This is a genomic window from Geobacillus sp. WSUCF1 (assembly GCF_000422025.1).
GTDB classification, from domain to species: Bacteria; Bacillota; Bacilli; order Bacillales; family Anoxybacillaceae; genus Geobacillus; species Geobacillus zalihae.
Genome location: NZ_ATCO01000140.1, coordinates 1 through 13,998 on the forward strand (window position 1 = coordinate 1; position 13,998 = coordinate 13,998).

9 protein-coding genes and 1 pseudogene are annotated in these 13,998 nt (G+C 55.0%); 9 read left to right on the plus strand and 1 reads right to left on the minus strand.

Features of this window, described 5'->3' with window-relative positions:
• Nucleotides 1-302 precede the first annotated feature (302 nt).
• Complete coding sequence (locus I656_RS03095; protein WP_020756234.1) at nucleotides 303-989, minus strand: Crp/Fnr family transcriptional regulator; 687 nt, start codon at nucleotides 987-989, stop codon at nucleotides 303-305.
• Nucleotides 990-1,311: 322 nt separating this feature from the next.
• On the opposite strand from I656_RS03095, the gene argC reads away from it, so the two are divergent.
• The 9 genes and pseudogenes from argC to clpB all read left to right on the plus strand — a co-directional run bounded on the left by argC (nucleotide 1,312) and on the right by clpB (nucleotide 13,816).
• Complete coding sequence (gene argC / locus I656_RS03090) at nucleotides 1,312-2,346, plus strand: N-acetyl-gamma-glutamyl-phosphate reductase (RefSeq protein ID WP_033006376.1); 1,035 nt, start codon at nucleotides 1,312-1,314, stop codon at nucleotides 2,344-2,346.
• A gap of 17 nt (nucleotides 2,347-2,363) precedes the next feature.
• The gene (argJ, locus tag I656_RS03085) at nucleotides 2,364-3,596 is read left to right on the plus strand and encodes a bifunctional ornithine acetyltransferase/N-acetylglutamate synthase (protein WP_033006379.1); all 1,233 of its coding nucleotides are present in this window, start codon (nucleotides 2,364-2,366) and stop codon (nucleotides 3,594-3,596) included.
• Nucleotides 3,597-3,608: 12 nt separating this feature from the next.
• The gene (argB, locus tag I656_RS03080) at nucleotides 3,609-4,385 is read left to right on the plus strand and encodes an acetylglutamate kinase (RefSeq protein ID WP_020756239.1); all 777 of its coding nucleotides are present in this window, start codon (nucleotides 3,609-3,611) and stop codon (nucleotides 4,383-4,385) included.
• Nucleotides 4,382-5,542 (plus strand): acetylornithine transaminase, encoded by a 1,161-nt coding sequence (locus I656_RS03075; protein ID WP_015374141.1) that lies wholly within the window; start codon nucleotides 4,382-4,384, stop codon nucleotides 5,540-5,542. The genes argB and I656_RS03075 overlap by 4 nt, the downstream gene beginning before the upstream one ends.
• A gap of 88 nt (nucleotides 5,543-5,630) precedes the next feature.
• On the plus strand, nucleotides 5,631-6,695 hold the full coding sequence (locus tag I656_RS03070) for a carbamoyl phosphate synthase small subunit (RefSeq protein ID WP_033006381.1): 1,065 nt from the start codon (nucleotides 5,631-5,633) through the stop codon (nucleotides 6,693-6,695).
• Complete coding sequence (locus I656_RS03065) at nucleotides 6,688-9,816, plus strand: carbamoyl phosphate synthase large subunit (protein ID WP_020756242.1); 3,129 nt, start codon at nucleotides 6,688-6,690, stop codon at nucleotides 9,814-9,816. The genes I656_RS03070 and I656_RS03065 overlap by 8 nt, the downstream gene beginning before the upstream one ends.
• Nucleotides 9,813-10,750: pseudogene (gene argF / locus I656_RS0116415) on the plus strand (ornithine carbamoyltransferase). The gene I656_RS03065 and the pseudogene argF overlap by 4 nt, the downstream one beginning before the upstream one ends.
• Nucleotides 10,751-10,934: 184 nt before the next feature.
• The gene (locus I656_RS0116420) at nucleotides 10,935-11,114 is read left to right on the plus strand and encodes a YjzC family protein (RefSeq protein ID WP_011230299.1); all 180 of its coding nucleotides are present in this window, start codon (nucleotides 10,935-10,937) and stop codon (nucleotides 11,112-11,114) included.
• Nucleotides 11,115-11,221: 107 nt separating this feature from the next.
• Nucleotides 11,222-13,816, plus strand: a complete 2,595-nt coding sequence (gene clpB, locus I656_RS03060; protein ID WP_033006384.1) for an ATP-dependent chaperone ClpB — start codon at nucleotides 11,222-11,224, stop codon at nucleotides 13,814-13,816.
• Nucleotides 13,817-13,998: the final 182 nt, after the last annotated feature.

Here is a 13,998-nt window from a genome sequence, read left to right on the forward strand (position 1 = left end):
CCCCCACCTCTCAGCGAAGCGTAGGTGGTGGGTAGTTCACTGGAGACGATGGCCGTCTGAGTTGGATGGATCGGGATATGGTGAAGTAAGGTGCGGTGTGAATGATTGCTCCGAAAAGAGCAAAAGGGGCTGACTCAAAAGCCCCCCTTTTTGGTGAAATTTAACCGAAGTATGTGAAAAAGACCACCTCTGAAACCCTTGGTTTTACCGGGTTTTTCGTGATGGCCTGTTTTTCCATGTCGCCCTAAATAGGAACATTACCGCTCTTTTCGGTCAGCTCCTTTTTTTGCCGCACCCGCCCGTCAGTCAATGCGGCACAGCTCGGGCGGGCAGCCTTCGCAGGCGATTTCGTCGCGCAAGTATTGCAAGTTGTGGACGCAAATTTTTCCTTTTTCCACGGAGATGACGCCTTTTTTCCGCAAATCGCCGAGCATGCGGTTGACGACTTCGCGGGCGGTGCCGCAAAAGTTGGCGAGCTCTTGGTTCGTCAGCGGCACGTCGATCAAAATGCCGTCTTCTTTCATGACGCCGTAGCTGTTGCACAAACGGATGAGCGTTGAATAGAGCGCTCCTTTTTTGCCGTGTAAAATCAAGTCGCGGAACTTCGTCTGCGTTTTGCGGAAATGGAGGCTCATCCATTTCATGAACTCGATCGCCAACGTCGGATTGTTGGCGAGCTCTTGTTCAAGCCTTTCGCGCGGAATGGCGGAAACGACGCCGTCTTCCAGCACTTTCGCCGTCAGCATGTAGCGGGCGCCAGGGCAAAACAGCGTCAGCTCGCCGATCAAATCTCCTTGGCTGCAAATGCGCAGCGTGAGCTCCCGTCCGTCCATATCCATTTTGCTGATTTGGATTTTCCCCGATTGGATATAGTAAATATCGTCTGCTTTTTCCCCTTCTTGAAACAAGTACGTTCCCTTCTCAAGGCGAAGATCGCGCCCAAGCGATGTAAGCCACTTCTGCCATTCACGAGATTCCATCTCGTTCATCCGATCACAACCTTACGTAAAATGTATCGCTATATAAAAGTGTACAGGAAAAAAGAGGGAAGTCAATATAAGGATAGTGGAAAGATTGAAAACTTGTTGAACATCGGTGGAATCGTTTGTGAAAGTCTTTGCATCCCAAGAACATGAGGGCGATGGAGTCAAGGATGCACCTTGGCTGCCGGGACAAATCGGTATTCGTTTCTCATAGACGGAGGGAGGGGCAAGAAAAAATCCTTGAAAATTATTAAATATACATTTGATTTTATTTTTATACAGTATTATAATGAGAACTACATGAGACATACGGGTGAGGGGGAACGTCATGAAAGTGGCAATCATCGGGGCGACGGGATACAGCGGCACGGAGTTGTTCCGCTTGCTATACGGGCATCCGCATGTGAGCCGTTGCGACGTTTTCTCGTCGTCGCAGGACGGGGTTCATGTATCGGAAAGTTTCCCGCACGTCGGTTCGGTCGATGGTGCGGTGTTGCATAAACTTGAAATCGAGGCGCTTGCCAAGTATGACGTGGTCTTTTTCGCCACGCCGCCCGGGGTGTCGGGGGAGTGGGCGCCGGCGCTTGTCGATCGGGGAGTGAAAGTGATCGATTTATCCGGGGATTTCCGTTTGAAAGACGGAGCGGTGTACGAACAATGGTACGGACGCGAGGCGGCGCCAGCGGAATATTTGCAAAAGGCGGTGTACGGGCTGACCGAGTGGAATCGGGAGGCGGTGCGCGAGGCCGTGCTCCTATCCAACCCGGGCTGTTATCCGACGGCGACGCTGCTTGGCTTGGCGCCGCTTGTCAAAGAAGGATTGATTAAGGAAGACTCGATCATCGTTGACGCCAAGTCCGGCGTATCGGGCGCGGGGCGGAAAGCAGGGCTTGGGACGCATTTTTCCGAAGTGAACGAAAACGTGAAAATTTATAAAGTGAACGTCCATCAGCACATTCCGGAAATTGAGCAAACGCTGCAAACGTGGAATGAAGCGATGGAGCCGATTACGTTCAGCACCCATTTGATTCCGATGACACGGGGCATTATGGCGACGATCTATGCGAAGGCGAAACAACCGATTTCGCCAAACGACTTGGTAGATTTATATAAAACAAGTTATGAAGGTTCGCCGTTTGTCCGCATCCGTCAACTTGGACAGTTTCCAGCGACAAAAGAAGTGTACGGCTCAAATTATTGCGACATCGGCCTCGCCTACGATGAACGGACGGGACGGGTGACGGTCGTGTCGGTGATCGACAACTTGATGAAAGGCGCTGCCGGGCAGGCGGTGCAAAACTTCAATTTGATGATGGGGTGGGATGAGGCTGAGGGCCTCCACTCCTTGCCGATCTATCCGTGAGGGAAGGGGAACGAACAATGACAGCAACGAAACAAACGGCGCAAGTAACGGTGGTCGCCGATGGAACGGTCGTCACGCCGAAGGGATTTCAAGCGGCTGGGGTGCACGCCGGGCTGCGCTATTCGAAAAACGATTTAGGGGTTATTCTATGCGACGTGCCGGCTTCGGCGGCGGCGGTGTATACGCAAAGCCATTTCCAGGCGGCGCCGCTCAAAGTGACGCAGGCGAGCCTCGCTGTAGAACAAAAATTGCAGGCGGTCATCGTCAACAGCGCATGCGCGAACGCCTGCACCGGCGAGCAGGGGCTCAAGGACGCCTATGAAATGCGCGAGCTGTGCGCGAAACAGTTTGGCCTGGCGCTGCACCATGTGGCTGTCGCTTCAACGGGCGTGATCGGGGAATATTTGCCGATGGAAAAAATTCGCGCGGGCATCGAAAAGCTTGTTCCAGGGGCGACGATGGCGGATGCGGAGGCGTTTCAAACGGCGATTTTAACGACGGATACGGTGATGAAGCGCGCCTGTTACCAAACGACCGTCGATGGGAAAACGGTCACCGTCGGCGGGGCGGCGAAAGGATCGGGGATGATCCATCCGAACATGGCGACGATGCTCGCGTTCATTACGACCGATGCGAATATTTCATCGACGGTGCTGCACGCGGCTCTGCGAGCGGCTACGGACGTTTCGTTTAACCAAATTACGGTTGATGGCGATACGTCGACGAATGACATGGTTGTGGTGATGGCAAGCGGTCTTGCTGGAAATGATGAGCTGACGCCGAATCATCCGGATTGGGGGAACTTTTACGAGGCGCTGCGGAAAACGTGCGAAGACTTGGCGAAGCAAATCGCCAGAGACGGCGAGGGGGCGACGAAGCTCATTGAAGTGCGCGTGCGCGGCGCGAAAACGGACGATGAGGCAAAAAAAGTCGCGAAGCAAATCGTTGGCTCCAACTTAGTGAAAACGGCCGTTTACGGCGCGGATGCCAACTGGGGGCGGATCATCGGCGCGATCGGCTATGCGGACGCTGACGTTGATCCGGACAATGTTGATGTCGCGATCGGGCCGATTGTGATGCTGAAAGGAAGCGAGCCGCAGCCGTTCTCGGAAGAAGAAGCGACGGCGTATTTGCAACAAGAGACGGTCGTCATTGAGGTGGATTTGCACTTGGGCGATGGCTTCGGCGTCGCGTGGGGCTGCGACTTGACGTACGATTATGTGAAAATCAACGCCAGCTATCGGACGTAAGGAGAGAGAACGATGGGGAAAACGGTCGTCATCAAATGCGGCGGCAGCGTGCTCGATGAGCTGTCTCCCGCCTTTTTTGCCAGCGTGAACATGATGCGGGAACAAGGGATGGATGTCGTCATCGTCCACGGCGGCGGGCCGGAAATCGGGCAAATGTTGAAAAAACTGGCGGTGCCGAGCGAGTTTGTCAACGGCTTGCGGAAAACGACGAAAGAGGTGCTTGCCGTTGTGGAAATGGTGCTCTCCGGCAAAGTGAACAAACAGCTTGTGGCGATGCTCAGGCAGAACGGCTTGCCGGCGGTCGGCGTTTCCGGCGTGGACGGGGGGCTGCTCGAAGCGGAACCGATTGACGTTGCTAAACTTGGCTATGTCGGCCGTGTGAAAACGGTTCGCTCCCGTCTTTTGCGCACGCTGCTTGAGGCGGGCTACATTCCGGTCGTTTCGCCGCTTGGCATCGACCAAAACGGGCAAACATACAACATTAACGCCGACACGGCGGCTGGGGCGGTCGCGGCCGCCATTGGCGCCAGCCAGCTCGCGTTTGTGACGAACGTGCCCGGAATTTTGCGAGACGGCGCGCTCGTGGCCGAGGCGACGGCGGAAACGATTGAACGACTGATCGAAGACGGCGTCATCACGGGCGGGATGATTCCGAAAGTGAAAGCGGCGCTGTCCGCCCTGTCCGATGCGCTGCCCGAGGTGATGATCGTCAGCGGCAAAACGACGTTTTACCAGAACGGAACATGGCACGGCACAACGATTCGCAAAGAAGTGGGGGTATATTTATGAGCGCGCTGTTTCCGACATACAACCGTTGGAAGATCGCCGTCCAAGCCGCGGAAGGGACGGTTGTGACCGATGTAAACGGAAAACAATATCTCGATTTTGTTTCCGGCATTGCCGTCTGCAATCTCGGCCATCGCCATCCGCATGTCCAAAAGGGCATTGAACAACAGCTGAATCAATATTGGCACGTCTCGAACTTGTTTACGATCCCGATTCAAGAAGAGGTCGCCTCCTTGCTTGTCGCCCACAGCGCCGGCGATTATGTTTTTTTCTGCAACAGCGGGGCGGAAGCGAACGAGGCGGCGCTGAAGCTGGCGCGCAAACATACCGGGAGACACAAAGTCATTACGTTCCGCCAGTCGTTTCACGGCCGGACGTTCGCGACCATGGCCGCGACCGGGCAGGAGAAAGTGCATAGCGGTTTTGGTCCGCTGCTTCCGGAATTCATTCACTTGCCGCTGAATGATGTCGACGCTCTCAAGCAGGCAATGAACGAAGAAGTGGCCGCGGTGATGCTTGAGGTCGTCCAAGGGGAAGGGGGGGTCCGCCCGGTGGATCCGGCGTTTTTGCAAATAGCGTCGGAGCTGTGTCAACAGTACGGGGCGCTCCTGATCATCGACGAAGTGCAAACCGGCATCGGCCGGACCGGAAAGCCGTTTGCTTACCAGCATTTCGGCGTGGAGCCCGACATCATCACCGTGGCGAAAGGACTTGGAAGCGGCATTCCGGTTGGTGCGATGATCGGCAAAGCGTTTTTGAAAGAGTCGTTTGGGCCTGGCGTGCACGGGTCGACGTTTGGCGGCAACCCGATCGCGATGGCCGCTGCCAAGGCGACGTTAGAAGTGGTGTTCGATCCGGCGTTTTTGCAAGAGGTGCAAGAAAAGGGGAGCTACTTGCTCGGACGGTTAAACGAGGCGCTCGCCCCGCTTGACATCGTCAAGGACGTGCGCGGGCTCGGGCTGCTTGTCGGGGTCGAGTGCCAAACGGACGTCGCACCGCTGTTGCCATTGATTCATGAAAACGGCTTGCTTGTCCTCTCGGCGGGGCCGAAGGTGATCCGCCTGCTGCCGCCGCTTGTCGTGACGAAAGCGGAAATCGATGAAGCGGTGGACATTTTAACAAACGTGTTGAACAACGCCAACGCCTCAGCCGTCTTGTAAACGGACGGCCGACGGCTTAATTTTTATTCCTGTTCATGCATAAAAATTCTTAAACGGTTATAAAAACTCAAACGATGAGGTGGCGCCAATGAAAGCGTACTTGCATGTGGCGAGCGGAAAAACGTTCAGCGGCGAGCTTGCCGCTCCGCTTGAAGAAAAGGTGAGCGGGGAGATCGTTTTTTTCACCGGCATGACCGGTTATCAAGAAGTGTTGACCGACCCGTCGTATAAAAACCAAATCATCGTTTTTACGTACCCGCTGATCGGCAATTATGGCATTAATGAAGACGATTTTGAAAGCAAGCGGCCGCACGTCGAAGCGGTCGTCGTCTACGAAGCGAGCAGCACAGGATTTCATTATGGGGCGAAATACAGCTTGGCAGAATACTTGCAGCATTGGAACATTCCGCTTCTTGCGCACGTGGACACGCGCGCCCTTGTGAAAGAAATCCGCACCGCTGGGACGATGATGGCGGAATTAAGTTTGTCGCCCCTTCCAGCCGTTGTGGAGGAGGAAGCAGCGTTTCCCGTGCAGGCGGTGTCAACGAAAACGATCGAAACATACGGCGAAGGCGGCCCGCATTTGGTGCTTGTCGATTTCGGCTATAAAAAGTCGATTTTGCAGTCGCTCCTTGCACGCGGCTGCCGGGTGACGGTCGTGCCGCATGATACGGCGCCGGAAGCGATTGACGCGCTGAAACCGGACGGGCTTGTCCTCTCGAACGGCCCAGGCGATCCGAAACAGTTAAGCCATCAGCTTCCCGCTATCCGTCAGCTGATCGACCGGTATCCGACGCTTGCGATTTGCCTTGGCCATCAGCTTGTCGCCTTAGCGTACGGGGCGGATACGGAAAAACTCCGCTTCGGGCACCGCGGCGCCAATCAGCCGGTGTGGGACGCCGGGAAGCAAAAAGTAATGATGACATCGCAAAATCATAGTTACGTCGTCAAAGAGGAAAGCTTGGCGGGCAAGCCGTTTGACATCCGCTTCATCAACGTCAACGACGGCTCGATCGAAGGCATCGTTCATCGCCATAAACCGATTTTGTCGGTGCAATATCACCCGGAGGCGCATCCGGGGCCGCAAGATACCGGCTATATTTTCGACGAATTTTTGCAAACCGTGTTCAAGGGAGAGAACGTGTATGCCTAAAGATTCTTCGCTTCAGTCGATTCTCCTGATCGGGTCGGGGCCGATTGTCATCGGCCAGGCCGCCGAGTTTGATTATTCCGGCACACAAGCGTGCATCGCCTTAAAGGAAGAAGGATATCGCGTCATTTTAGTGAACAACAATCCGGCGACGATCATGACCGATGAAGTTCATGCCGATGCCGTGTATTTTGAACCGCTCACCGTCGAGGCGGTCGAAGCGGTCATCGCCAAAGAACGCCCGGATGGGCTGCTCGCCACGTTCGGCGGCCAGACCGGGCTCAACTTGGCGTTTGCGCTTCATGAAGCCGGCGTGCTCGAAAAATACGGGGTGAGACTGCTCGGAACACCGATTGAAGCCATTCAGCGCGGGGAAGACCGCGAAGCGTTCCGCGCGTTAATGCATGAGCTTGGCGAACCAGTGCCGGAGAGCGAAATTGTTACAAGCGTCGAGGAAGCGGTCGCGTTTGCCGAACAAATCGGTTTTCCGATCATTATTCGTCCCGCGTATACGCTCGGCGGGACGGGCGGCGGCATTGCCGAAAACATGGAGCAGTTTCTCGCGCTCGTGGAGAAAGGGCTGGCCGAAAGCCCGATCCGCCAATGTTTGATCGAACGGAGCGTCGCTGGGTTTAAAGAAATTGAATACGAAGTGATGCGCGACCAGTCGAATACGTGCATCACGGTTTGCAATATGGAAAACGTCGATCCAGTCGGCATCCATACGGGCGATTCGATCGTCGTCGCACCGTCGCAGACGTTGACCGATGAGGAGTACCAAATGCTTCGTTCTTCAGCAGTGAAAATTATTTCCGCCTTAGGGATCATCGGCGGCTGCAACATTCAGTTCGCCCTTGATCCGAACAGCAAACAATATTACTTAATCGAAGTCAACCCGCGCGTCAGCCGCTCGTCAGCGCTCGCGTCCAAAGCGACCGGCTACCCGATCGCCCGCATTGCGGCGAAGCTGGCGGTCGGCTATACGCTCGCGGAACTCGTCAATCCGGTGACGAAAACGACGTACGCCAGCTTCGAGCCGGCCTTGGACTACGTCGTCGTCAAGTTCCCGCGCTTGCCGTTTGACAAGTTCCCGCACGCGGACCGGAAGCTCGGTACGCAAATGAAAGCGACCGGGGAAGTGATGGCGATCGACCGCAATATGGAGCGGGCGTTCCAAAAAGCGGTGCAGTCGCTCGAAGGCAAAAACAACGGACTGTTTTTGCCAGAGCTTTCGGCGAAAACGGATGACGAGCTGAAACAGCTGCTTGTCCACAAAGACGACCGCCGCTTTTTCGCGATTTTGGAACTGCTCCGCCGCGGGGTGGCGGTCGAAGCGATTCACGAATGGACGAAAATCGACCGCTTTTTCCTTGCTTCGTTCGAACGGCTCGTGGCGCTCGAAAAACAAGCGGCAGCCACCACGATTGATACGATCGATGAGCCGACGTTGCGCTTCTTGAAAGAAAAAGGGGCAAGCGACGCCTTTTTGGCCGAAACGTGGGGCGTGACGGAGCTTGAGGTGCGCAACAAGCGGAAGGAACTTGGCATCGTGCCGTCATACAAAATGGTCGACACGTGCGCGGCCGAATTTCATTCGGAAACGGATTACTACTACTCGACCTATTTCGGCGAAGACGAGCGGAAGAAAGCGAGCGGCAAGGAGAAAGTGCTGATCATTGGAGCCGGACCTATTCGCATCGGCCAAGGCATTGAGTTTGACTACAGCTCCGTTCATAGCGTGTTCGCCTTGCAAAAAGAAGGCTATGAAACGGTGATGATCAACAACAATCCGGAAACCGTGAGCACCGACTTTGCCGTCGCCGACCGCCTGTACTTTGAGCCACTTACCTTAGAGAGCGTCTTGGATGTCATTGAAGCGGAACAAATCAAGCATGTCATCGTTCAGTTTGGCGGACAGACGGCGATCAATTTGGTCAAAGGACTCGAAGAAGCAGGTGTGCCGCTGCTTGGCGTCACCTATGATATGATCGACCAGCTCGAAGACCGCGACCGCTTTTATCAGTTGCTTGAAGAGCTTGACATTCCGCACGTGCCTGGCCTAATGGCGAACGACGCTGAGGAGCTCGCCGCCAAAGCGGCCGAAATCGGCTATCCGGTGCTGCTTCGCCCGTCGTATGTCATCGGCGGCCGCGGCATGTTCATCGTCCGCGATGAAGTCCAGCTTGCGGCATTGGTGGAGCAAGGCGAGTTAACGTATCCGATTTTAATTGACGCGTACTTGGATGGGAAAGAAGCGGAAGCGGACATTGTGACGGATGGAATAGACATCGTGCTGCCGGTCATCATTGAACATGTCGAAAAAGCCGGCGTCCACTCCGGCGACAGCTATGCTTGGCTGCCGGCGCAGACGCTCACAGACGAAGAAAAAGCGAAAATCATCGACTATGCGGGCCGGATTGCGAAAAAACTTGGCTTTAAAGGAATCATGAACATTCAATACGTCATTGCGGACGGCAATGTATACGTCCTTGAAGTGAACCCGCGCGCGAGCCGGACGGTGCCGATCGTCAGCAAAACGACCGGCGTGCCGCTGGCGCAAATTGCGACAAAGTTATTGCTTGGGAAATCACTCGTCGACATCGTTGACGAAAAAGCTCGCGGATTGGCGGTCATGCCGTACGCCGTGTTAAAGTATCCGGTCTTTTCGAGCCATAAGCTGCCGGGGGTTGACCCGATGGTTGGACCGGAGATGAAATCGACCGGTGAAGGCATCAGCATCGCAGCGACGAAGGAAGAAGCGGCGTACAAAGCGTTTTACGCGTACTTGCGAAAGAAAGCAAACGCCAATGAAATGTATGTGATTGGCGGCATCGATGAGACGCTGGCCGCGGAAATCGAAGCGAAACAGCTTGTGATCGTGCCAGATGTCCCGTTTGCCGATTGGGTGAAGCGCGACACGGCGCTCGCGGTGATCAACTTGGGCAAAGAGGAAGACGCGGCAAACAAACGAATGACTGCGTTGTCCCGACAATTGCTCGTCTTCACGGAACGTGAGACATTGAAGCTCTTCTTGCAGGCGCTCGATGTCGATCATCTTGACGTGCAGCCGATCCATGGCTGGTTGGAAAAGAAAAAACAGGCAGAACAGGCGGTGATCGCATGAATGCAGTGATGTCATTAAAAGGGAGAGACTTTTTAACGCTTCTTGATTTCTCGACAGAAGAAATTTTGGACTTGTTGGCGCTAGCAGCCGATTTAAAAGCGAAACAAAAAGCCGGTGTATCGTATACGCCGCTTTCCGGCAAAACAATGGCGATGATTTTTGAAAAGCCTCAACGCGCACGCGCGTGTCGTTTGAAGTCGGCATGATCCAGCTTGGCGGCCAGGCGATGTATTTAAACGGCAACGATTTGCAGCTTGGCCGCGGTGAAACGATTGCGGATACCGCGCGCGTCTTGTCGCAATACGTCGATGTCATTATGATTCGGACGTTTGCCCATCAAAAAGTCGAGGAATTGGCCGAGTATGCGTCCGTTCCGGTCATCAACGGCTTGACGGACGACGATCATCCCTGCCAGGCGCTGGCGGATTTGCTGACGATTTACGAGGCGAAAAAAACGTTCCAAGGCGTCAAGCTCGCCTATGTCGGCGACGGCAACAACGTCGCCAACGCCTTGCTTGTGGCCGCGGCGAAAGTTGGCATGAATGTCGCCATCGCCTGTCCGCCAGGCTATGAGCCGAAGGCAGAATATGTCGAGGCAGCGCGCCAGATCGGCGAGAAAACCGGGGCAACCGTTGTGGTGACGCACGACCCGCTTGTAGCGGTGGCGGGGGCGGATGCGATTTATACGGATGTCTGGACGAGCATGGGCCAAGAAAGCGAAAGTGCTGAGCGGCTGCAAGTGTTTCAGCCGTATCAAGTCAACGAAGAGCTCGTCAAAGCGGCAAAACCGGATTATCTCTTTTTGCATTGTCTGCCGGCCCACCGCGGCGAAGAAGTGACGGCCGGCGTCATGGACGGTCCGAACTCGGTCGTCTTTGAGCAGGCCGGCAACCGGCTTCATGCGCAAAAAGCGATTTTGTTGTCCGTTTTATAGCAAAGGGGGAATTCCCGTTTCGGGAGTTCCTTTTTCACTTTGAAAAGGATTTCGAGGGGAGAGCTCCTTTTCGTTGTGAACAGCTTGGCGTTCCGTTTGCGATCCTCCATCATTTTCCTTCTTATGAACAGCGATGAAACCGGGCATGATAACAAATGCAATCGAAGCAAGGGGGATGAAACAAATGGGCCAACCGCGCCATTTCAAACCAGGCGATAAAGCGCCGAACAACGGCGTGTATATTGAAATCGGCGAAACGGGCGACAATGTAAAGCACCCGAAAAAGCTGAAACTGAAAGCCGGCGATACGTTTCCAGAAACGTCGAACCATAATCGACATTGGACGTATTTGCGCAAACCGTGAAGCAGAACAAAAGCCATTCCAAGCATGGAGTGGCTTTTCATTTGCCGTGCGCTTTGCGATCCGCTATAATGATTTATGGTCAAAGAAGGTCAAATGGAGGGGACGGCATGGACGCAAGCCGTTTGACGGAAAAACTGCAAGAGGCACTTATGGCGGCGCAGTCGCTCGCCAAAGAGCGGCATCATCAACAGCTTGATGTCGAACATCTTCTGCTGGCGCTCCTCGAGCAAGAAGATGGCTTGGCGCCGCGGCTGTTTGCCCTTTGCGGCGCCGACCGCGCTCAGGCGATCCGCTGGCTGCAAGACCAGCTTCGCCAAAAGCCTGAAGTGCATGGGGCGGACGGGCAGCTGTATGTTGCGCCCGCCTTAGCGCGGCTGCTTGAGGAGGCGGAAAACGAAGCGAAGCGAATGCAAGACGAGTACATATCGGTCGAACATGTGCTGCTCGCGTTGCCTCATGGCGCCGAGCCGTTCGCTCGGCAGCTGGCGTCGTTTGGACTGACGAAGGAAGCACTATTAGCGGCAGTGAGAAAAGTAAGGGGGAATCAACGCGTGACGAGTCCACATCCGGAAGCAACCTATGAAGCGTTGGCAAAATACGGGCGCGACCTTGTCGCGGAAGCGAAAGCGGGAAAAATCGACCCGGTCATCGGCCGCGACAGTGAAATTCGCCGCATCATCCGCATTTTGTCGCGGAAGACGAAAAACAACCCGGTGTTGATCGGCGAGCCGGGCGTCGGGAAGACCGCTATTGTCGAAGGGCTCGCTCAACGCATCGTGCGCAAAGACGTCCCGGAAGGGCTGAAAGACAAAACGATTTTCGCTCTTGATATGAGCGCGCTCGTCGCCGGAGCAAAGTTTCGAGGTGAATTTGAAGAACGGCTGAAAGCGGTGCTCAATGAAATCAAAAAAAGCGACGGCCGCATCATTTTATTTATTGACGAACTGCATACAATCGTCGGCGCCGGCAGAGCGGAAGGGGCGATGGACGCCGGCAATATGCTCAAGCCGATGCTTGCCCGCGGCGAGTTGCGCTGCATTGGGGCGACGACGCTTGATGAGTACCGGCAATACATCGAAAAAGACCCGGCGCTCGAGCGCCGCTTCCAACAAGTGCTTGTCCAAGAGCCGAGTGTCGAGGACACGATTTCGATTTTGCGCGGATTGAAAGAACGGTATGAAGTGCACCATGGAGTGAAAATCCACGATCGCGCGCTCGTCGCGGCCGCCGTTTTGTCCGACCGTTACATCTCTGACCGCTTTTTGCCTGACAAAGCGATCGATTTGGTCGATGAAGCGTGCGCGACGATCCGGACGGAAATGGAATCGATGCCGTCGGAGCTGGACGAAGTGATGCGCCGCGTCATGCAGCTTGAAATTGAAGAGGCGGCCTTAAGCAAAGAAACGGACGAAGCGAGCCGCGAGCGGCTTGCGGCATTGCAAAAAGAACTTGCCGATTTGCGTGAAAAGGCGAACGCCATGAAAGCGCAATGGCAAAAAGAAAAAGAGGCGCTTGACCGCGTCCGCCGTTTGCGCGAGGCGCTCGAGCGGGCAAAACGCGAACTGGAAGAGGCGGAAAACGAGTATGATTTAAACAAGGCGGCGGAGCTTCGCCATGGCCGCATTCCGCAGTTGGAAAAGCAACTCAAACAGCTCGAGCAAGAAATCAGTGAGCAAAGTGAAGGGAAATTGCTGCGCGAGGAAGTGACGGAAGAAGAGATTGCCGAAATCGTGTCACGCTGGACGGGCATTCCGCTCACCCGCCTCGTCGAGGGAGAGAGAGAAAAGCTGCTTCGCCTTCATGAATTGCTGCATAGACGGGTCATCGGTCAAGACGAAGCGGTCGAGCTTGTCGCTGACGCCGTCTTGCGGGCGCGGGCCGGCATGAAAGACCCGAACCGCCCGATCGGATCGTTTTTGTTCCTCGGACCGACCGGCGTCGGCAAAACGGAGCTGGCCAAAGCGCTCGCCGAGGCGCTGTTTGACAGCGAGGAGCAGCTCATCCGTCTTGACATGTCCGAGTATATGGAAAAACACGCCGTCTCCCGCTTGATCGGAGCGCCGCCTGGCTATGTCGGCTATGAGGAAGGCGGCCAGCTGACCGAGGCAGTGCGGCGCAAGCCGTATTCCGTTCTGTTGTTCGATGAAATCGAAAAAGCTCATCCGGACGTGTTCAACATCCTGCTGCAGCTGCTGGATGACGGACGGCTCACCGATTCGCAAGGGCGGACGGTCGACTTTAAAAACACGGTCGTCATTATGACATCGAACATCGGATCGCCGCTGTTGTTGGAAAACAAACAGGGCGACATCGATGAAGAAACGCGCAAACAAGTGTTTGACCAACTGCGCGCCCATTTCCGCCCAGAATTTTTAAACCGGATCGACGATATCGTCTTGTTTAAACCATTGTCGATGAATGAAGTGAAAGGCATCGTCGAAAAGTTCGCCCGCGAGCTGTCGGCCCGTTTGGCCGATCGGCATATCGAACTCGTGCTGACCGAAGCGGCGAAGCAATACATCGCCGAAGCGGGCTTCGACCCAGTATACGGCGCCCGCCCGCTCAAACGGTTTATGCAAAAGCAAATCGAAACGCCGCTTGCGAAAGAGCTGATCGCTGGGCGGGTGAAAGATTACAGCACCGTCACGGTCGATGTTGACAACGGGCAGATCATCATTCGTCCGTCGGCGCAAACGAGCTGAAGGGGGCGCCGCCGACGCGGAGAGACGTGCTTCCTGTCTGCCGGGTTGGTCGCATTGTTTGAGCATGGACGGAAAACACAAGTCTAGATCAATAGGGATGGAATGCTCCTCCATTGACACCTATATAGATGCAACGAAAAAGTTTAACATATCCTTGATGGAAAAGTCGCTTGTCCATTTTT